The 19,606-nt window shown below is 38.8% G+C and carries 15 protein-coding genes; all 15 read right to left on the reverse strand.

The window, feature by feature from the left end; translation table 11 throughout:
- Positions 1–57: 57 nt before the first annotated feature.
- The 15 genes from NYE23_RS23475 to NYE23_RS23545 all read right to left on the reverse strand — a co-directional run bounded on the left by NYE23_RS23475 (position 58) and on the right by NYE23_RS23545 (position 19,321).
- A complete protein-coding gene (locus NYE23_RS23475) occupies positions 58–1,401 on the reverse strand; it encodes an FAD-dependent oxidoreductase (protein ID WP_341081654.1) in 1,344 nt (447 codons plus the stop codon).
- Between the two features lie 34 nt (positions 1,402–1,435).
- On the reverse strand, positions 1,436–2,272 hold the full coding sequence (locus NYE23_RS23480; RefSeq protein WP_341081655.1) for a carbohydrate ABC transporter permease: 837 nt from the start codon (positions 2,270–2,272) through the stop codon (positions 1,436–1,438).
- Positions 2,262–3,197, reverse strand: a complete 936-nt coding sequence (locus tag NYE23_RS23485; RefSeq protein ID WP_445662627.1) for a carbohydrate ABC transporter permease — start codon at positions 3,195–3,197, stop codon at positions 2,262–2,264. The genes NYE23_RS23480 and NYE23_RS23485 overlap by 11 nt, the downstream gene beginning before the upstream one ends.
- Positions 3,198–3,208: 11 nt before the next feature.
- Positions 3,209–3,901 carry a hypothetical protein gene (locus NYE23_RS23490; protein ID WP_341081656.1) on the reverse strand — a complete coding sequence of 231 codons (693 nt, stop codon included), beginning with the start codon at positions 3,899–3,901 and terminating at the stop codon, positions 3,209–3,211.
- Positions 3,902–3,968: 67 nt separating this feature from the next.
- Positions 3,969–5,252: an ABC transporter substrate-binding protein gene (locus NYE23_RS23495; protein ID WP_341081658.1), complete on the reverse strand. Its 1,284-nt coding sequence runs from the start codon at positions 5,250–5,252 to the stop codon at positions 3,969–3,971.
- A gap of 101 nt (positions 5,253–5,353) precedes the next feature.
- Positions 5,354–6,055 carry a response regulator transcription factor gene (locus NYE23_RS23500; RefSeq protein ID WP_341081660.1) on the reverse strand — a complete coding sequence of 234 codons (702 nt, stop codon included), beginning with the start codon at positions 6,053–6,055 and terminating at the stop codon, positions 5,354–5,356.
- Entirely contained in the window at positions 6,033–7,868 is a 1,836-nt protein-coding gene (locus NYE23_RS23505; protein WP_341081662.1) for a sensor histidine kinase, read from the reverse strand. The genes NYE23_RS23500 and NYE23_RS23505 overlap by 23 nt, the downstream gene beginning before the upstream one ends.
- A gap of 264 nt (positions 7,869–8,132) precedes the next feature.
- Positions 8,133–9,164 carry a YifB family Mg chelatase-like AAA ATPase gene (locus NYE23_RS23510; RefSeq protein ID WP_341081664.1) on the reverse strand — a complete coding sequence of 344 codons (1,032 nt, stop codon included), beginning with the start codon at positions 9,162–9,164 and terminating at the stop codon, positions 8,133–8,135.
- A gap of 175 nt (positions 9,165–9,339) precedes the next feature.
- Positions 9,340–10,524: a hypothetical protein gene (locus NYE23_RS23515; protein WP_341081665.1), complete on the reverse strand. Its 1,185-nt coding sequence runs from the start codon at positions 10,522–10,524 to the stop codon at positions 9,340–9,342.
- A gap of 179 nt (positions 10,525–10,703) precedes the next feature.
- Positions 10,704–12,653, reverse strand: a complete 1,950-nt coding sequence (locus NYE23_RS23520; protein ID WP_341081667.1) for an N-acyl-D-amino-acid deacylase family protein — start codon at positions 12,651–12,653, stop codon at positions 10,704–10,706.
- Positions 12,654–13,300: 647 nt separating this feature from the next.
- On the reverse strand, positions 13,301–14,092 hold the full coding sequence (locus tag NYE23_RS23525) for a hypothetical protein (protein WP_341081669.1): 792 nt from the start codon (positions 14,090–14,092) through the stop codon (positions 13,301–13,303).
- Positions 14,089–15,780, reverse strand: a complete 1,692-nt coding sequence (locus NYE23_RS23530) for a hypothetical protein (protein WP_341081671.1) — start codon at positions 15,778–15,780, stop codon at positions 14,089–14,091. The genes NYE23_RS23525 and NYE23_RS23530 overlap by 4 nt, the downstream gene beginning before the upstream one ends.
- A 548-nt stretch (positions 15,781–16,328) precedes the next feature.
- Positions 16,329–17,327 carry a LacI family DNA-binding transcriptional regulator gene (locus tag NYE23_RS23535; protein WP_341081673.1) on the reverse strand — a complete coding sequence of 333 codons (999 nt, stop codon included), beginning with the start codon at positions 17,325–17,327 and terminating at the stop codon, positions 16,329–16,331.
- A 180-nt stretch (positions 17,328–17,507) separates the two neighbouring features.
- Positions 17,508–18,464 carry a transketolase family protein gene (locus NYE23_RS23540; RefSeq protein ID WP_341081675.1) on the reverse strand — a complete coding sequence of 319 codons (957 nt, stop codon included), beginning with the start codon at positions 18,462–18,464 and terminating at the stop codon, positions 17,508–17,510.
- Complete coding sequence (locus NYE23_RS23545) at positions 18,464–19,321, reverse strand: transketolase (protein WP_341081839.1); 858 nt, start codon at positions 19,319–19,321, stop codon at positions 18,464–18,466. Before NYE23_RS23545 ends, NYE23_RS23540 begins: the two co-directional genes overlap by 1 nt.
- Positions 19,322–19,606 lie beyond the last annotated feature (285 nt).

Below are 19,606 nucleotides of genomic sequence, written 5' to 3' on the forward strand. Positions count from 1 at the left end.
TTATAATCCAATAACATAAAGTAGATTCAGGATGTAAAGTAAGATGCCTTTTAGATATTATTGTAAAACTGCCCCACCCTCTAATAATTTCTTACGCAGCATGGTGGCATCAAGATTTCTTGGAGCGATTCCTTCAGCCAGTGATATGGCAGCTGCCGTACCTGCAGCCTGGCCTGTTGCCATACAGCTTGGTGTTAGACGAGTCGTAGCAAGTGCTTCATGGGTAGTAGAAATACATCTTCCTGCTACGAGCAAATTTTCAATCCCTTTAGGAATAAGACATCTATAAGGAATTCCGTAGCTTCCATCCCCTTCAATGTCATTCGCCTGCACACCTTTCCCAGTCGGGTCATGGATGTCAATTGGATAGCCGCTTAAGGCAATCGTATCGTCATATTTTTTGCCAGTTATCACATCTTCAATTGTTAAAGAATACTCGCCAGAAATTCTCCTTGTCTCCCTTATGCCAATCTGGGAACCGACCGCCGATATGGAGGCTTTTTCAAAACCAGGAATGGTTGTCTGCAGAAATTCTGCCATCATCATGACTTGTTTTCTTCCTTCTCTTTCACCCTTTGTTAAGTCAAATACGTCCGTGCCATCAAGCCCTTGGACCCTTGTACAGTTAACCAGGACCTCATCTTCTTCAGGCCCAATAAAAAATAGCACTTGATCACGATTAATTGGAACTCCTGAAGCGTTCCATTCTTTGTAGAAGCCCTGTACGCCCGTCAAAGGAAGTTCATCTAATTCATTAATAGGCGTCTTCTTATAAAAATTTTCAGGATTTCTTTTCATGGCATCTTTTACTTTCGATACATCGACACCCCGCATACGGAATTTCATTGTGAGCGGCTGAGTTTTTTGATCATTTTCTCTCCCCTTTAAGCAGGGAGCGCCTGATAGAAATGCGATATCAGCATCTCCGGTCGTATCAATAAATTGTTTGCCCTTAACTCGTATAGGGCCTGACTTTGTAACCAGGCGAATGCTTTTAATGGTTCCTCCATCCACTTCAACTGAATCTGCAAAACTATGAACGAGAACTTCCACTCCGGCTTCTTCAAGCATTTCTAAAGCAAGAAGTTTATATTTCTCTGGATGATATGGAGTGACAGTATTGGTGAAACCGACTGTATCCCGTAAGTGCCCCGGCGAACCTTCAATAGCCATGAGCCTCTCTACAATCTCCTGAGCAATTCCCTTAATGACCTGTCGTCCCGTTTCCGTATGAAAAGTCATCCATGGGTAGACAAGCGCCACAGTAGACATGCCTCCTAAAAATCCATACCTCTCAATAAGAAGTGTCCTGGCTCCTCCTCTCCCGGCCGCAATAGCTGCATTAATTCCTGCAGGTCCCCCTCCTGCAACGACTACATCAAATTCCAGCTCATTTTTCAAAACGATCACGTCCTTTCAACAATCTACCAGTCTATTATTTTCCTCCTGTCATGCTCACACCTTCAATAAACTGCTTTTGAGCAAAGAAGAAGACAATTAATAACGGAACTGTTGCCATAACTGAGGCACTCATCAACAGTTCCCACTTTGTTCCCACTTCATCTGTAAATAAGGCTAATGCTAACGGAAGCGTCATGAGTTCTTTCGAATTAATATAAATCAATGGTTCATAGAATTCATTCCAGCTTGTTAAGAAAGTAAATATGGTCAATGTAGCAATCGCTGGTTTGGCAAGAGGAAGCATGATGCTCCAATAGATTCGGAAATAGGAGCACCCATCCAGCTTTGCAGCTTCTTCGAGCTCTTTAGGTACAAGGAGGAAGAATTGCCTCATGACAAATACCCCAAATACTCCCGCTGGCCCCAAAATTGGTATCCCTATTAGGGGGATATGAGTATTCACCAATCCCAAATCTCTCATTAATAGAAATAACGGGATAGTAATGACCTCGACAGGGATCATCATAGTGCTTAATAAGCAAAGAAACAGAATCGAACTGCCGCGAAAGGATAACTTCGCAAACGCATAACCAGCTAATGACCCAAAGAAAATGGTGCCAATCGTGACCAATATAGCAATATAAATACTATTAAAATAAAATAGGTGAAACGGTGTTTTCTCCAGTACATCCAAATAGTTCTGCCAGCGGAAGGGATCAGGTATCCACTGGAAAGTAAAAATCTTAGTCGCGTCTTTAAATGATGTATTTATCATCCATAAAAATGGCACGATCATAATTAGAGATACAAGGGTCAATATTCCATAAAATATAACCTTTGTTCCAAAACTCTTCTTTTTTCTATTGTTCATGGAAAACCCACCTCTTTCTTAACACCCACTGAGCTATGGTGAAAACTAAAATGATTAAAAATAGAATAATCGCAATGGCCGAAGCGTAGCCGAAATCAAATAGCTTAAAGGCTGTTTCCCAAATATAATAAACAAGAACCTTTGTATGATTCCCAGGCCCTCCTCCGGTCATGACATAAATTTGCCCAAACACCTTCATGGATCCGATCACAGTTAAGATGAGTGTTAAAAATACAGTTGGCGTTATCATTGGCAGCGTGACATACCAGAACTGTTTGCTTTTGTTGGCACCATCCAAATAAGAGGCTTCATAAAGTGTACGGGGCACTTGCTGTAAAGCGGCAAGGAAAAGTACCATATTCAAACCGACATTTTTCATGGCACTGACTACAATAACTGCCGCCATGGCAAGCTTCGGATCATAAAGCCATGCAGGACCCTCAATGCTGAACACCTGCAGAATTTGATTAATAAACCCTTCATCTGTTGCGAACATATACTTCCAGATAATGGACCACACAACAATCGATGTCATGACAGGAATAAAGATGGCTGTCCGGAAGATTCCCATTCCAGGCAGGTTTCGGTGCAGCAGCAAAGCCAGCATAAGTGCCAAGATAATATTGACTGGCACCAAGCCGACTGAAAATATGAGCGTGTTCTTCAATACTGTCCCGAACTCAGGATCTGAAGTTAAACGCTGGTAATTTTCCAATCCAATAAAGTTGGGATCACCAAGCAGCTGCCAGTCTGTGAGACTCATATAAAAGGAGTATAGCAGCGGGCCAAGCATAACAACCAAGAAACCCAACACCATCGGACTCACAAACAAATAGCCGTAAAAGGCTTCACTTCCTATAAACTTTTTCCTGCGTCTTTCCTTTTCCAAAGAGAGTTGCGCAGAAGTATTTAAGTTTGCTTCCATTCTGCTACCCCCTAAATCTTGTCAATGGCATTCCTAAACTCCACAACAGAACTCTTAATACTTTCTGCTGTATGTCCGGTTACAATTGCCCCTAACATAATCCCTTTAACACCCGCTTGAGAAAGAAGAGAAATGTCATCTGGCACCAATTTTCGCTGCGACGGAATAAGAAGTGGAACATCCACCTTCTCTGCTAAATATTTATAAGCAAGAATATCTTTAAATGTAAGGGGAGACCCATATTCCTCACCAGGCACAATCGATGCTTCAAGCGCAGTTATATCCAGAGACTTTAACTGCCCCATATTCTCAATATCGTAATCTGATGATATGGCAAAGGTTTTTTCCATTCCTGCAAGCTTCATCATCCAGCTTGGCATGTGGTGAGCATAGATTGAAAAATAATTGAATCCAGCCTGAGAGAGCAGGTTCAATTCACTTTGTTTGATTTCCTCAAAAGAGCCACCAGGTACAATTCCAAGCGGACCAGTATATTCTGAGCGTATTTGCCGGAATACTTCCATATAAGATTCTGTCGTGCGGAACTCATTGCCTGAAGCACGATGATTCACATTCACATGCATTTTTACAGCATCTGCACCTTCACTTAATGCAGCTTGTGCCAATTCGAGATTGTTTTCAGGCAAGCTTACAATTAGCGTAACTTTTTTCTCACTCAGACAACTGCTTAAAGAAGAATTCATACTATCACCTCTTATGAATAGGCAAGCGGTTAAGCCTAAATGAGGATTAACCGCCTGCTAAACAGTTTTATTTCAAAATCGGATCGATTTTTTTATCCATTCCATCGAGAATGTCTTCTGGTTTCTTTAACTGTCCAAACAGTTCATCGAATCCGAATTGAATTGCGTTATCAATTTTCTGCCATTCCATATGGCCTTCCTGCAGTCTTGCATTGTCCATCTCATCAATAACGGCACGCTGAATACTTTCAACCGGCGGATTGTTCGGCTGATTTACAAACTCATCAGAACTTAAGATAGACTCGCGCGGCGGTACAAAGAAGGTAGATGAGGCCGTGATTCCCTCTTGGCTCGTTAAAAACTTCAGGAGTTCCTTGGCTTCTTCAGGATGCTTGGACCCTGCAAACATCGTGTAGCCAGCCTGGCCCAGCATTGGGAATCTTCCCTCAGGACCTTCCGGAAGCGGTGCGATATCCCATTTAAAATCTTTCACCTCACGGGCACGTGATACATAGCTGTATACATCAAAGAACATTCCAATTTTGCCGGATTCAAAGCTTACTTGTTCACCAGCTTTCGGATGAGACTTGTCTTTAAACATCATGCGATCGAGCATTTCCAGTGTCTCAACCCCTTGTGGGCTGTTCCACTTAAACTCAGTTGTTTCTTCATTAAATAGGCTTCCCCCGTTGCTCCAAGTGTGTGAAAGCAATGCAATCCAAGTATTCCAGTCACGGAAGAAATTAGCTCCATATGTGCCGCTTGCAGAGATTGCCTTTGCGGATTTTTCAAATTGCTCCCAGGTCCATGTTCCAGCTTCCACATGTTCATTTGGTGTCTTTTCCCCTGCGTTTACAAACAGGTCCTCGTTATAGAAAAGAACCATGGGAGGTGTAGAAAACGGGAGTCCATATAACTTTCCGTCTTTTTCAAACAGTTCTAAAGTTGATGGGAAGAAGTCATCCATATTATATTCCGCATCATCTTTAAACGAAGATACATCTTCTAAAATGCCATTTTCCATAAATTGAGGAACCATTCGTTCAGCTGCCCAGCCGATATCAGGCAATTCTCTGCCAGCTGCTAAAACGGTTATTTTTTGCTGATAATCCGGAAATGGAACACTTTCTAAATTTACCTTGATATTAGGGTGTGTCTCATAGAATTTTTCAAGCAGTTTATTATACATCTCCTGATGCGCTTCGTTTCCCCATATCATAAAGGTAAGTTCAACTTGTTCATCATTCTTTTTCGAATCTCCGCCTGAGCTGGATGGTTCTGCTTTGTTGCTGCAGGCAAATGTAAACGTTGTCATTAACAAAATTAAAAAAATTACACCTAGCTTCTTCATCTTTTTCCCCCTCTCCTTTGACTCTAATTGTAGAAGGAAAATCCGGTTCAAAATATCCCTTCAATCAAAGAAAAAGTACTATTTTAATAGTTGATCGAATCTTAAGATAACTTCCTGTATTCTTTAGGTGTTAAGCCTACTTCCTGTTTGAAAAGTGACATAAAATGCTTTGGGCTCTTATAACCTGAGAGCTGAGCTACCTCATATACCTTTAGGTTTGTGTTCTTCAGCAAATTTTTCGCTCTCTTTAAACGTGCACCCGTTAAATAGTCTGTAAAGGTCTGATTCAGCTCAGACTTAAACAATTGCCCTATGTATTGGGGATGGAGAAACATATGATCAGCAATGTGTTTAAGTGTTACTTCCTGCCCAATATGGTCGTGAACGTACTGAAGGATTTTCTGAAACTGTCCCGATACATCTGTATATGATTCTTCTTTATCTTTAAAAATATTGGTAATTACATTAGAAAGCTCGACCCGATTAACAGGTTTTAGCAAGTAATCAGTAACACCATATTTAAGAGCGGCTCTTGCATATTCAAAATCACTGTGCCCGCTCAGGATAATAACGGGTATAGTCTCAGAGACTTGCCGTACCTTTGAAATGAATGCTAAACCATCCATTCCGCCCATTCGAATATCCGTAATGATCAAATGCGGGATCTGCTGGCGAACCTGCATCATGCCTTCCTCACCGCTTTTTGCTTCCCATACTCGAAGCTCTCCGCTTATGGCCTCTAGTAATACCTTCAGCCCTTGTCTAATAATTGATTCGTCTTCAACCACTAATACATTTTTCATCCAATTTTTCCTCCTCCCAGTATAGCGGTAACGAAACAGAGACAAAAAACCCTTTATGTTCTTCACTTTGAATATCCAAGCCGAAATCACTTCCATACAGAAGCTGAATCCGTTCATGAATATTCGGCAATGCCACACCATTATGCTGTTCGTTAGAATGGCTTGGTTTTTGAGCTCTAATAATTTGTTTTAATTCTTTTAATTTCTCCATGTCCATTCCCACTCCATTATCCGAAATGATTATTTTCATTTGTTCCCCTAATTTAAATGCCTGTATTTTTATCTTCCCGCCAGCGTTGCGCAATCCATGGACAATCGCATTTTCAATAATGGGCTGAAGGAGTAACTTAGGAATGACTGCATCCTTTAAGTAATCTGGAATTTCCTCTATATAATGCAGCTTCTCTCCTATCCTTACTTTTTGAATGGTGATATAAGAGCCAACGAACGCCGTCTCTTCCTCTAACCTGACAATTTTCGCTTTGTTGTCCACCGTATACCGCAGCAGCTTGCCTAATGAAGAGACCATATCCGATACTTCAAAATTCCCTCTGGTAATCGCCAGCATATTAATGGACTCCAATGTGTTATAGAGGAAATGGGGATTCATCTGGCTTTGGAGTGCCCTCAGCTCCGCATCCTTCTCTCTCAGGCCCGTTCGATAGACTTCGGTAACCAAACGATCGATTTCACTAACCATTAGATTGAATCCTTTCCCAAGATCACCAATTTCGTCATTTGATTGAACCAATACCCGCTGGGAGAAGTTCCCCTTTTTCACTCCCTCCATCGCTTCTCTAAGTCTATGAATAGAACCGACTAGAGGTTTTGATAAAATAAAACCTAAAATGAATGCTATTAAAATACCGGCCATTACCACAATGAAAAGTACTTTCCGAAGATGGTTCACTTCGCTAAAAATTTCAGATTTGGGTATGAGCATGACAATATTAAGTCCCGAATACTCGGATTGATTATAAACCATCATATAATCTACACCTTCAATTGGGATATTGGTATAATTATTAACTTTTATTTTTTCCATTTCGGGCAATATGTTGGCAGAAATATCATTTTCCTCACTGTTTGGATAAATGATTTCCTGTTGATTGTTTACAATAAAAATTTGGCTTTTTGTCCTTGTATTCTTAACCATCTCTTCAATCAGCTCTTGCTTCAAATCTATTTTAATAATACCCAGCGGAGTTTGATCGGACGGATCCCTTATTAATCTAGCCACCGAAAAGACATCTGTATCCTTACTTAAGTAATAGTTCGGATGATGAAGCGGGAGAATCACATGTTCACCATCTGCTTTTATTATTCTTTGAAGCCACTCGTTATTTTGTTCAAATACTTGGAGCATAATGGTATTTGAATCCAGATTGCTGAATATATTCCCATCATTGGCCAGGATGTGTATACCTCGAATTTCATTTCTCATATGGACAAAACTCGAAATATATCGCCAGATTTTCACTCTCTCATTCGCTGGCGGAAAGGGGGCTGCCACCCCTGAAATCTGGTGATTCTTTAATATATTTATTACTTCTTGATCATATAAAGGGGATAAAGAGATGATCTGCATTTCTTTAATATAACGGTCCAGATTCCGATTGATTTGATCAGCAAGCTGTATCGAGTATTCTTCAGCGTTCCTTTGGCTTGCTCCACCAAATTGATAGTAGGTGATACTGCCAAGGATTGAGGCGGTTAGTAAGATTAGGAAGGAAAAAACCAGTATGAGCTTAATGCGATAAGGAAGAGAAAGCAGCTTTGCTTTATAGGATTTTCTTATTGTTTTTAGATTCATGAAGATTCTCCTTTGTCTGGAACTTTTGCTCAATAGGGAGATGTTCTTCTTTTCTTTCATAAATCCCTTCTTTGAAACACAGGGAAAACACAGGCGGTTTCTAAGCCTTAAAACAAGATTCAAAGAAACCCAAATAAATCCTGGCTGCCTGGCGGAGTGATAAGCCTTCAATCTCCTTAAATTTGATATTAGGTGTCCCTGTCACCTAGAGGCCATTTGCTTTTATCCCTGTACCAGCTTTCCTCTCCGCCAAGCTGTTCAGCTTCACTGCCTCCCATAACTTCGATCTGCAATGCCCTTACTTCCCTCCAGAACGGATATTGTACGAGCGAGACGAATTACTTTAATTTGAGTGCGGTTGCTCCAGTTTTTCTTATTGGAAAACTGGAGCAGTGTACGATATTGATCAGGTGTTAAAGGACTTGTTTTCAGTAGGGTGTCATAGGAGACTCGGCTATTGCAGATTTCACTTCCATATCGCTCGTATTGCCTTTTCCTTGCTTCTTCAACTCTCTTTCTTATTGTTGAAGATGATTCTTCACTTCCGGTTTGTACAGATTTTAAATGGACAGGCAGCAATGTTAAATTAATATCAAATCGGTCTCTTAATGGACCTGATAGCTTATTTTGATAGGCAATAATTTGTTTGGATGTACAAGTGCAGTAGTGGGAATTTGAGCCGGCATAACCGCACGGACAAGGATTAATGGCACCGATCAGAATAAAAGAGGCTGGATATGTTACGGTTGCCTGTGTACGGCTAATGCTTACTTTGCCACTCTCTAAAGGCTGACGGAGCATATCAAGTGTTTTCTTTGTGAACTCCGCTATTTCATCGAGAAACAGCACACCTCGATGAGCAAGAGAAACTTCACCCGGTCTTGGATATTGGCCTCCTCCAACAATCGAGACCCCTGAAGCTGAATGGTGAGGATTTCGGAAGGGAGGCATCTCTGTATGTTCCCATAAACTTCCGCTTAGCTGATATAAACTTATCATTTCTAACTGAGCTTCTTTTGACAAAGGAGGCATAATAGATGGAAAGGTTTCTGCTAATAGACTTTTCCCGCAGCCAGGAGGACCGGTCATAAAAAAATGGTGTTCACCCGCAGCTGCTACCTCTAAAGCATATTTTGCATAGGAATGACCTACTACTTTCTTAAAATCAGCAGAATGTGATTGGTGCTCGACTACTTTTGCTTTTTGAAACAATGGGATTATACCTTGACCATTAAGGTGGAGGATAACCTCTTCCAAGGAAGATACATATACAATCTCCAAATCTTTAAATTCCAAAGCAGGCATCCACTCAAGCCAACAAAAGAACTACTAATTTTAGTGAAATATGGGGTAGCAGGAACCACCCTAAATTTTGTCGAAACACATTCGGTTTGTGGATTAAAGGATAAAAAAATAGAGAGACTCCTTTTTGGAAATCTCCCTTTTTATAAAAACAAATATTGGTCTTATATTAAGAATCAGAGGTTTTAATATGGTAATAGTCAGTCTTAACTTGTTCGAGCTTCCAATTAGTATTTGATATGTAAAGAACATTATTTTGTTCAGTTACAACAAGTCCATTTAATTTTAATCTTTTTCCTTCTAAATCTTTTATTATTATTGATTCATATTTTATTTCACTTAATGGAGTATAGGTCCTTACTAATTTTGCTGCATATATTGATACTCTTGGGGTCATTACGTAAATTCCCAGCAATAGTATTAATAAAATGATTACCCCTCCCTTATGTGATTTAGGATCAGGGTCTGAAATTAAAATACTAAATTCAGAAATGATTTTTCTAATTAAACTTTTCTTTGCTTTTTGCTCTGGTGTATTCCGTTGATTCTGAAATTTATTTTTCATAAGAACTGATATTATAAAACTGATAGCTGCTGGAATGATCAACAAAATAAAATACTTAATTATAATTGGCAAATCTTTAAAAAAGGCTTCTGCCGAAGTAAAACTAACTGGTAATGCTATTAAAAAAAATGGGTAAGGAAAAATGAAAATGAAATTAAAATACTTCTTATAAGGCAGCAATCCAAAAGAGAAAAACATCATGAGCCCAAAAATTATAGTTAATTCATCAGGGAGAAAAACTTTATGATTTAGAAAGGGAACAAAAATTATAGAGAAAATTACAATCCCAAATAGTCCGCCACTTAAGGTTCTAAAAGGAGACTGACTTCCTTTTATAATACATAATGATATAAATCCTAGAAATGCGGGAAGAATCCAAATTAGAAGCAATGACAAAAAATTATTTAGATTTACTTCCTGGGAGAAGAAATAGGTTATTACTAGATGAAGCCCAGCAAAGGATATAAGAGCAATTATCTTTAAAGCTTTATCTCCATCAAATAATAATTTCAAAATATACATTATTAATGATACAGATAACCAAATCATTAAATATGTAAAAGTTATTGTATCCAAATGGAAAGGAACAAACCTTCTAAATATTTCAAAATTAGAATAAGAGTTTTGAAGCGATCCACCGAAGTAATATCCAAATAAAAAAGAATAAGTTATTAGAAATGACAGTGCAGAAAAAACACCAATTACTATTGTAGTTATAGCTATTTTTCGATAAATTTCGTTACTGAACACTAATCCAAGTTCTATCATTACCTGCTTAACACTATTCATTTTAGATTCCTCCCTTCTTCCAATTTATACCCAAGTAAGCTAGAGGTATTCACTTTTACTGATTCGTATAGCCTAAAGGGATTAAACTAAACGGTGGTCATTTTTAATATATTTATCTCTAGTATTTCAAGAAAAAAGACAGAGAAATTTCTCTGCCTTAAGTGGAAATACAATAATTATTAATCTACCTTTAATTCCCCTTTTAAGGTACCGCTGTACTGATAATCTTCACCAATCTTAACCCGAATAGTTTCTTCCCCGGTAAACGGATCTTCCTCATCAACCGTAACAAGAACAGGGACGGATTTTTCGGATTGCTTTAATTTAGCTGTTCCAGTAAAGCTTGCCCAGCCTTTATAGGTCTGCAGGAATCCGAGTTCATCAAGTTTAACATGGACATTGTTCTCTTTATCGATAATTTGAAGCTTTGCTTTTGATTGTGTTCCATCGGCGTTTTGCTCCACCATGATATTGATCTTAGGCCCTTTAGCTTTGTCATTGACGAGCTGGCCCTTTGCGGAAACTTTATGAGCTTCATTAAGGCTCATTGGACGGCTTGGCATATCATAGCTGCGCTTAAGGGCTTTTCCTGCCTGCACACCCGTTGTTTCGCCGTTCTTTATGGCAAATTGCCCATCGATAATGACATGCTCAATACCTTCTGCATACTGTTTAGGATTATCAAAAGTGGCTTTATCTGTTACTGTATCCGCATCAAATACAGTAATATCAGCTTTCATGCCTTCAGCAATAAATCCTCGGTCAACCATTCCTATGATATTGGCAGGAAGGCCTGTCATTTTTTGAACAGCTTCTTCAAGAGAAAGTAATCCATCTTCCCTAACAAGCTTTCCTAGAACCCTAGGCTGCGTTCCATACCTTCTAGGATGAGTGCTGCTTGAAACAGTCGCTCCTCCATCAGAAGCAATGGCAGTCGTAGGGTTTTTAAGTATCCGCTCGAAATCCTTCTGATCGCCAAAGAAATAGATAGTTCTTATGTTTCCTTCATCTTCAAGGATCTGCATAGTCGCTTCTCCAGGTGAGACACCTTGTTCCTCAGCTATATCGCCTAAAGTTGTTTGCTTTGTCGGAAAGTAGACGTCATAAGCATCTCTTACCCTGCTCGCAATCGTGTCATGAATTTCCCCTTCAATTTGTGTGCGCATGGCAGGATCCGCAAAGCGTTTGAGCATCTCCTCCCGGCCGCCATCCTGTATCCACTGTGGAACAATTGCCGTTAAGCCTGTTTGGCTTGCTAAATAAGGATATTGATCTGCTGCGGCAAAGGTTCCCCGCTTATTGGCATCCTGAATCATTTTAATCGTTTCTGCAGATTTCCCCCAGTTGCTCGGGCCCATTACCTTCATATGGGTAATAACCGGGACGATTCCTGCAATTTCTCCTATTTCTATTGTTTCTGCCGTGGCCTCGAGAACGTGATAATTCTCATTTCTGATGTGATTGGGAAAATTGGTTCTCCACTCTTTGGCAACACTGACAACATTAATGACTTCCTGTATTTTTGCATAATTTCCTGGAGCGTAGAATAAGCCTGCAGATACTCCCCAGGCACCTTTTTGGAGGGCTGTTTCGATCAGTGACTGCATATCCGATATTTCTTCAGGAGTAGCACGGCGATCGTCATACCCTACTACCTCTTCCCAAACTGAATTAAATCCGATATAACTTCCCACATTGATGGCCAGACCCTTTTCCTCCAGCTCGGACAAATAGGAAAGATCAACAGGACCTCCTCCATCCGGGCTTATCATTTCAGTCGTCACCCCTTGGGTTAATGAACTTTCTGCTGTTGTAAGCACGTCAGTATCGGCATGGCTGTGCATATCAATAAAACCTGGAGAAACAATTTTGCCCGATAAATTGATTTCACTTTTTCCACTTGCTCCATCCAAGTCTCCAATGGATTGAATATATCCATTTGATATTCCAATATCGGCCATATAGCGCTTTGAGCCCGTCCCATCAATAATCGTGCCATCTTTAAGGATCAAATCATATTCCTGTTTGGTTTTCTCCTTTGATTGGCCGGTTTGAGGGTATCCTACAAAAAAAATCCCCACAAGCAAGGTAACAGATAGTGTTAGCGACAGAAAACTTTTGCTTTTCACCTTTAAGCCTCCCTTATTTTTCATTCTAAACCAAATGACCCTTTTCGCCTCCCTTTATCTCCAATTTTTAACAAACTAACATTATCATATTTTACTAACTCTTCTAATATTTCAGATAATAAATGATAATAATAGACTAAGGCTAAAATTTCGTACTCCTAACATTTTCCTAATAGGCTAGTTAATAAGTCCAGGTTGCTTACGGAAGAAAGGGACAGGTCTCTGTCCCTTTCTATTCATCAGGATTCTTTTCAAAATGAAAACCTGCCTCCTTGGCAGGAAATAGGGTTATTAAATTCATTCAAGCGCGATTGAGGACACGGTACCTGTCCCCTTGTCCCATCATTTGAATGTTTATAGATTAAATTGGAGAATAAAGAGTGGGTGGTGAATTGGTAGTTTCAGAGCAAAAAGGAGGTTCTACGGTCCTTTATAGGTATTCTTTAATGGGGTTCAATTTTTTTAGTGACAAATTTAAAATTAGGGGAACAGAATAACCGTCCCCATGTTTTTCTAAGCACCTGATTTTCATTTGAAACGAATCCCTAAGGTAAACCAGCCAGTCTATCAACACCAAACTAATACTTCACCGTATGCGGGGTCAGGCACCTGATTCTGATTCCTCCTATTTACGAGGACGGCATTCCCTAAAGTTTTCTAAAAGGCATTTTTTTGGGATCAAAATATATTATAGGTTTATTTTTACTGTTTGTTACCAGAAAAACTAACCCTCTATGTTCAGCCGGGATAATGGACTTTTCTTTGGTTTCTTTATCCACACTCCAACGTAAAATCCAATTTACTGGAACATTAAATCCATATACCGTTACTCCAAAAGTTATCTTAAATGCTTGGGAAAAATTTGGGTCTGCCCCACTATTACATGCAACCAGATCAATACGGGAGTTTGCAAGCAGCTTTGCTTTGATCTTTTTAACTTTATCTAAATTATCTTTCTTATTAAGAACATCTATATTTAAGTAACTTTTACTTCCCTCAAACTCCGTTCCCGAAAATCCAATTCCACCTTTGGTTCCATGGGCAATAATCATCAGCCGCTGGATATTCCCTTTAAAATTAGCTAGTTTTTCAAAGAATTCCTTTTCACTTGCTACTTTAAGAATATTTTCTTCATTCCCCCCTGTTGCTCTAAGCGCTGTTTGCAGGAAATCAATTGAACTTGGCATCCAAAGGTGCAGACCTGCATTAGCAGCAGCTATTTCATCTGAATCACTTTGATATATATTAGGATAACCATCAGCAACTACTACCACAAAATAACCAGAAGAAGCTGCTCGTTCCTTAGCTTTCTTAGGGTCTTTTCCGGAAGAAAGGCCGGGTATTATTAACTCATTCGGTAATTTAGCTGCTTTATCCCCATACTTCAAAGACTCTTTTCCATAATCTTCAAAATCCCTATTTTCATCCATCGGGCTCATTGTATCAGTCCCTCTGTTCCTCCCTCTTTTGAACAGGAATGATCTAAAACTTGTTTCAATATTTGATCAGCTGGACAGCTAAAAATAGAACGGAAAGCTTCAACCTTTTCAAAATCTCCTGATTCAATCAATTTTAGAGCCAATTCAGTTTTTTTATTAGCTAATTGTTTTTCCAACAGCACTTCTTGCTGAGTACCCAGAGCATAATTATCAAGTGCAATTCCATGACCAAGCAAGGAATCGATGATAATCCCGTCAGTGCGCAGAGTATGGATGTCTAAATTAATTACTATCCCGTCTACAGGGATATTTCCATCCGGATAAAAGGGATGTGGTGCCTCTGGATCGGATCTACGTATTACTCGCCAGTAACTGCGTCCATTAAGATCCTGGACTTCTTCGATAAATTGTTTAGGATTTCCTTGAAAGTCAGCAATACTGTTAATTTCTTTCCAAAGTAAATCCTTTACATAGTCTCTAGGATCCGAATTTGCCCCGATGGGTGTATGTCCTTTCCATGAATCGTTTAAATATTTATCCAGCAACTGGTCAAGTTCGGAGAGAGAATATTCTTCATATACAAATCTGTCGTTAACAAAGGCTATTGAGACATCAATCAAAGATAAATATGTTTTAAATTCTTGATTTAATTCTCTGCAAACCAAGTTTAAGACACGGCTTAAATTTACATTCTTTACCGTGCGTTCGGTAATAGATTCAAATTCGGCAGCCTCGGTTGTCTCAATTTCCGTGCTGATAGTGGTATCACGCTTGGAAGAAGCTTTGGAAGCATGATGTGTTGCAACTTTTGAAACCATTTTCGCTAAGGTCTCATGAACCGATTCGGACGTACCTCCTCCTCCTCCACCTCCTCCAATTTTAAATAAGCCCAAGTTTAGCCCCGCTTCCCCATCAGCTTTCCAATTGTTAGTATCTTTCTGAGAGTTACGGTCACTTTTCTCTGATTCAAGACTTGTTTGAAAATCATCTGCCGCTTCTTTGGTAAATGAGTCAAAGATTGATGAAGCTTCCTTTTGACGTTGTTCAGTTCGACGCCAGCTCCGGATGTACAAAGTAGTCTCTTCTCCTGGCCAAAGACTGAAAGTTTGAACAGTTTTTCCTGCTCCGTAATCACCAAAATAAGAAGATAGACGATAATGTTCAACAATTACAAACCTTGGATTAGCCAAGTCTTTTGACTTTGGAGCTGGAACGTAAAGATGATGAATGTTATCCCCAAATGATTTATAAATAACAAGTGTTCGATCTTCCATAACCTCAGCCTGAATTTCACTAAAAGGTATTTCATAGTTTCGGAAGCGTAAAAAACCATCTCCATCATTATTTATTATAGCTGGGGATTTATCTCCCGCTGCCGCTGGAGCACGAACATGAACCTGGTTAGGAACAGGGTCAGGAGCAGCCGGAGCTTTCACGCGAACTTTCGTTGGTGCATTTGGGATTTCTACTGTAAATTGACCTGGTAATCGATTGATTTCATAAGCTGATTCTTTCCATGGTAAACCATCGGCTTCTATTTCCAGAAAAGCGTGTCCTTTATATGAACCCGGTAAAGAAACCTCGTACCTGAGACGCGGGATATCTTCATCCGTCACTTCCTCAAAACGCACCAAAGTTTTTGAAGACTCACCTCGTTCAATTAGAGAATTCCAATTAGGATTAGACATACAATACATACACTCCTTTCAAAGTATTGATTGGATCAGTTTTAGACCTTTTTTTAAATTCCTCTGCATAATCAGAAACTGGCTCTGCTTTAATAAAGCAGAATTAAATTAAATTATTTCAACTCTTGCGTATTTAAAGCTTGTTAACACCTCTAAAGGATGTGATTAAAACTTTTTTTCTTAGTCTTCTACTAAAAACAAGAGGTATTCAAAAAAATCTAGGAAATTAATACGGAAATGACGCGCCCTGCAGCTATAAATTAGCAAGACTCCATTTCAAACAACTTTATCTTGTAATTATTTATGCATACTAAGGTAGACACAGCTTTTCACTTTAACACTTTATTGAAAAATAGAATTAGATACCTCTATTTTACTGATTTTACTTATTTCACACTTTAATGCTTCACAGTTTTCAGGGTCAGGCCCCCTGTTAATGGATTCCTTCAAAGTATAAAAAATAACCTTGCTGCCAGAAAGCCAGCAAGGTTTGGTTGATTCACACTTTAACACTTCACCGTATCTGGAGTCAGGCCCCCTTCTTCAATTTAACAACCGCACGACTTCCTAATGATCAAAGAGGGAGGAAGTTCGATATGCTTTATATAATCCGGATTGTTAATTTTGCTTAATAGGACATCAAATGACGTTCTGCCAATTGTATTTGGCGGTAAAACAATATTAGTTACAGGCGGATCGATAATAGTAGCCGAAGCAAAATCCCCAAATCCAATCAATGCAATGTCCTCTGGAATTTTCAAGGAAAGTTCTTTGATTTTAGAAATTGCCCCGATTGTCATAAGGTCATTCTGAACAAATAAAGCTGATATATCACTCTCTCTGTCCAATAAATACTTAACAGCGCTTGCTCCCCCATTTACTGTTGCATATCCTACTTCTAAATAACTTTCGTTAAATGGTAAACTATATTGTTTTAATGCATCTTTATATCCTTTTATTCGATCTAAAGTTGTTGATACATTTGGTACAGCATATATAATACCTATTTTCTTATGACCATGTTTTAGCAGATGCATTGTAGCATCAAACCCTGTTTGATAATTGTCTCCTGTTACTCTTGAAACATCATTGATTTTTGGATCATAACGATTAACCAGTACAATTGGGAAGTTATCCTTCGTAAACCTATCCAGGTACCCAATATCACTAGATGTAGGAGATAGAATTATTCCATCAACCATCTTCGAATGCAGGAGATTAATTGTTTGTTCTTCATAATCCTTATCTTCATTTGTATTAATTAGTAATAAATTGTACCCCATCTCTCTCGCTCGTTCTTCAATCCCATAGACCATCTCGGTTACAAAAGAATCTGGAAAGCTGGAGACGATTAACCCAGCCGTCATTGTTGTTTGCTGTCTAAGGTTCTTAGCTGTTGAATTAGGAATGTAATTATATTTTCGGATTAACTCCATAATTTTGTTATGTTTCTCATCAGAAATTTTCTTTGTACCGTTTATCACATGTGAAACAGTAGCTATAGAAACATTTGCTTCTCTAGCAATGTCTTTCATGGTTATTTTCATTAATTCTCCCCCATAAGTTAAACCTTTTACTTGGCTCCTCTTATGGTATTGTATCTGTTTGGATTTTATTAAGCAATCTCGATATTTCTGGAATAACTCTTTGTTCCTAACATTGATGGGATACCTTACTCGTACACCTGTATACTCTCTTTGAGGTGCCGCATTTCTTTAATTAGATTATTATTTGGTATTAAGCAGGTGCTTAGCGGTTTTTATAATATTTTCTTTTGTAATTCCATTTAGTTCCAATAGTTTTTCATAAGGTGCAGATTGCCCGAACTGGTCTTGAACTCCAATTCTCCTTACCTTACCTCTGCCTTCTTCAGCTGCTATCTCGCACACTGCACTTCCAAGACCGTTTATAATATTATGATCTTCGATAGTTATTAAGCTCCCCAAGTCTAAACATTCAAGAACAGCCTCTCGATCTATAGGCTTAATAGTATGCATATCTACCAGTTTTACAGATATCCCCTCTTTCTCAAGTTCCTTGGCAGCCTCTAATGCCAAGTGTACAGTATCACCATTCGCTATTATTGCAATATCATTTCCATCTTTTAATTCTTTTGCCTTACCGATTGTAAATTCTTCATTCTCATCATATAAGACTGGTACCGTATCTCTTGTAAAACGAAGATATACAGGCCCATAAATAAGGGCAGCTTGTTCAACTAATTTTCTAGTAGAATAGTAATCAGCACCCATGATAACTGTCATATTGGGAAAACTCCTTAACACTCCCATATCTTCAATTGCTTGGTGACTTCCGCCATCATTAGCTGGAGTCAGCCCGCCATGGGAGCATGCAATCTTAACATTCAAATTAGGATAACAAACCTCTTGCCTTATTTGTTCAGCCATTCGTAAGGACCCGAACACAGCATAAGTACTGATAAACGGAATTTTCCCAGTTGTTGCAAGCCCCGCGGCTAAACCTGCAGCGTTTTGCTCAGCAATGCCAACATTAATATGCTGCTCAGGCAATTCCTTTAAAAATTTACTCGTTTTGCAGGACTTTGCAATATCGATATCAACAACATAAATATCTTTGTTTTCTTTACCTAATTTTAAAATTTCATCACCAAAGGCTTCTCTAGTAGCTTTTTTTAAAGTTAAAGTTTTTTCTAATAGACTCATTATTTTAAACCTCCTGTGATTTCTTCTATTGCTTGCTTATATTCTTCATCATTAGGAGCAACCCCGTGCCACTCGGCAACATCCTCCATATAGGAAACTCCTTTGCCTTTAACAGTGTCGAGTACAATACATTTCGGCTTTCCATTCTTCTGCGACTTCATTTCATCAAGCGCATCAACAATCTTTTCAATTGAGTGTCCATCAATCCGTTTTGTTTCAAACCCAAATGCTTCAAATTTTTTCTCAAGATCTTGCAAAGGCATAACTTCTTCACAAAATCCATCTATTTGAAGTCTGTTATTATCTACAAAAACAAACAGATTATCTAATTGATACTTAGCGGCTGTTTGAGCTGCTTCCCAAATCTGCCCCTCTTGACACTCGCCGTCACCAACTAAAGAAAAAACGCGGTAGTCTTTTTTATCTCTTTTCCCGGCTATAGCCATACCCACTCCACAAGAAAGACCCTGACCCAATGAACCTGTAGAGATATCAATGCCAGGACACTTCTTCATATCCGGATGGCCTTGAAAAGGAGAACCATATTCTCTTAAGGTGTAGATCGTTTCATATGGTACATATCCTCGTAAGGCCAGTGCTGAATATTGAATCGGACAAACATGTCCTTTTGAAAGAACAAATCGATCACGTTCTTCCCATGTTGGATTAGTAGGATCCACATTCATCTCTTTAAAGTATAGAACTGCTATAAGGTCAGCAGCAGAAAGCGAGCCGCCCGGATGGCCAGACTGCGCCTTATGAATCATAGTAATAGCCGTCTTCCTTAGCTCAATCGCTTTTTCCTTCAATTCTTCAATACTTATTTCTTTCATCTCTGTCACCTCATTGTATTTTATTAAGTTAATCGTTTTACCTATTTGAAAAAATGTTAATATGACAACAACGTGAATGTCAACTATTAGTTTTTATTTCTCCATATTAAAAAGGAATTGAAAAGCTGATAAATCAATGTTTATTACAATGTTTATATAACTCATTATTCTGACTAGAAAAAATATTTAAAATAAAATATTGACATTTAAGCGCTTACAACATAAAATTACCCTTAATTAAGGTAAATCGTTTAACTGATATTTTTACCTTATCAATGTTTGAATTTAGGCATTTTACTAGTTATAGAT

This window comes from Cytobacillus sp. FSL H8-0458 (assembly GCF_038002165.1).
Taxonomy (GTDB): domain Bacteria; phylum Bacillota; class Bacilli; order Bacillales; family Cytobacillaceae; genus Cytobacillus.

Coding starts and splice junctions, on each gene's coding strand:
- NYE23_RS23490 (WP_341081656.1), bottom strand. CDS start 3,901: ATGAATTCTTCTTTAAGCAGTTGTCTGAGTGAGAAAAAAGTTACGCTA.
- NYE23_RS23530 (WP_341081671.1), bottom strand. CDS start 15,780: ATGTCTAATCCTAATTGGAATTCTCTAATTGAACGAGGTGAGTCTTCA.
- NYE23_RS23480 (WP_341081655.1), bottom strand. CDS start 2,272: ATGAACAATAGAAAAAAGAAGAGTTTTGGAACAAAGGTTATATTTTAT.
- NYE23_RS23525 (WP_341081669.1), bottom strand. CDS start 14,092: ATGAGCCCGATGGATGAAAATAGGGATTTTGAAGATTATGGAAAAGAG.
- NYE23_RS23535 (WP_341081673.1), bottom strand. CDS start 17,327: ATGAAAATAACCATGAAAGACATTGCTAGAGAAGCAAATGTTTCTATA.
- NYE23_RS23495 (WP_341081658.1), bottom strand. CDS start 5,252: ATGAAGAAGCTAGGTGTAATTTTTTTAATTTTGTTAATGACAACGTTT.
- NYE23_RS23485 (WP_445662627.1), bottom strand. CDS start 3,197: ATGGAAGCAAACTTAAATACTTCTGCGCAACTCTCTTTGGAAAAGGAA.
- NYE23_RS23500 (WP_341081660.1), bottom strand. CDS start 6,055: ATGAAAAATGTATTAGTGGTTGAAGACGAATCAATTATTAGACAAGGG.
- NYE23_RS23515 (WP_341081665.1), bottom strand. CDS start 10,524: ATGAATAGTGTTAAGCAGGTAATGATAGAACTTGGATTAGTGTTCAGT.
- NYE23_RS23505 (WP_341081662.1), bottom strand. CDS start 7,868: ATGAATCTAAAAACAATAAGAAAATCCTATAAAGCAAAGCTGCTTTCT.
- NYE23_RS23540 (WP_341081675.1), bottom strand. CDS start 18,464: ATGAGTCTATTAGAAAAAACTTTAACTTTAAAAAAAGCTACTAGAGAA.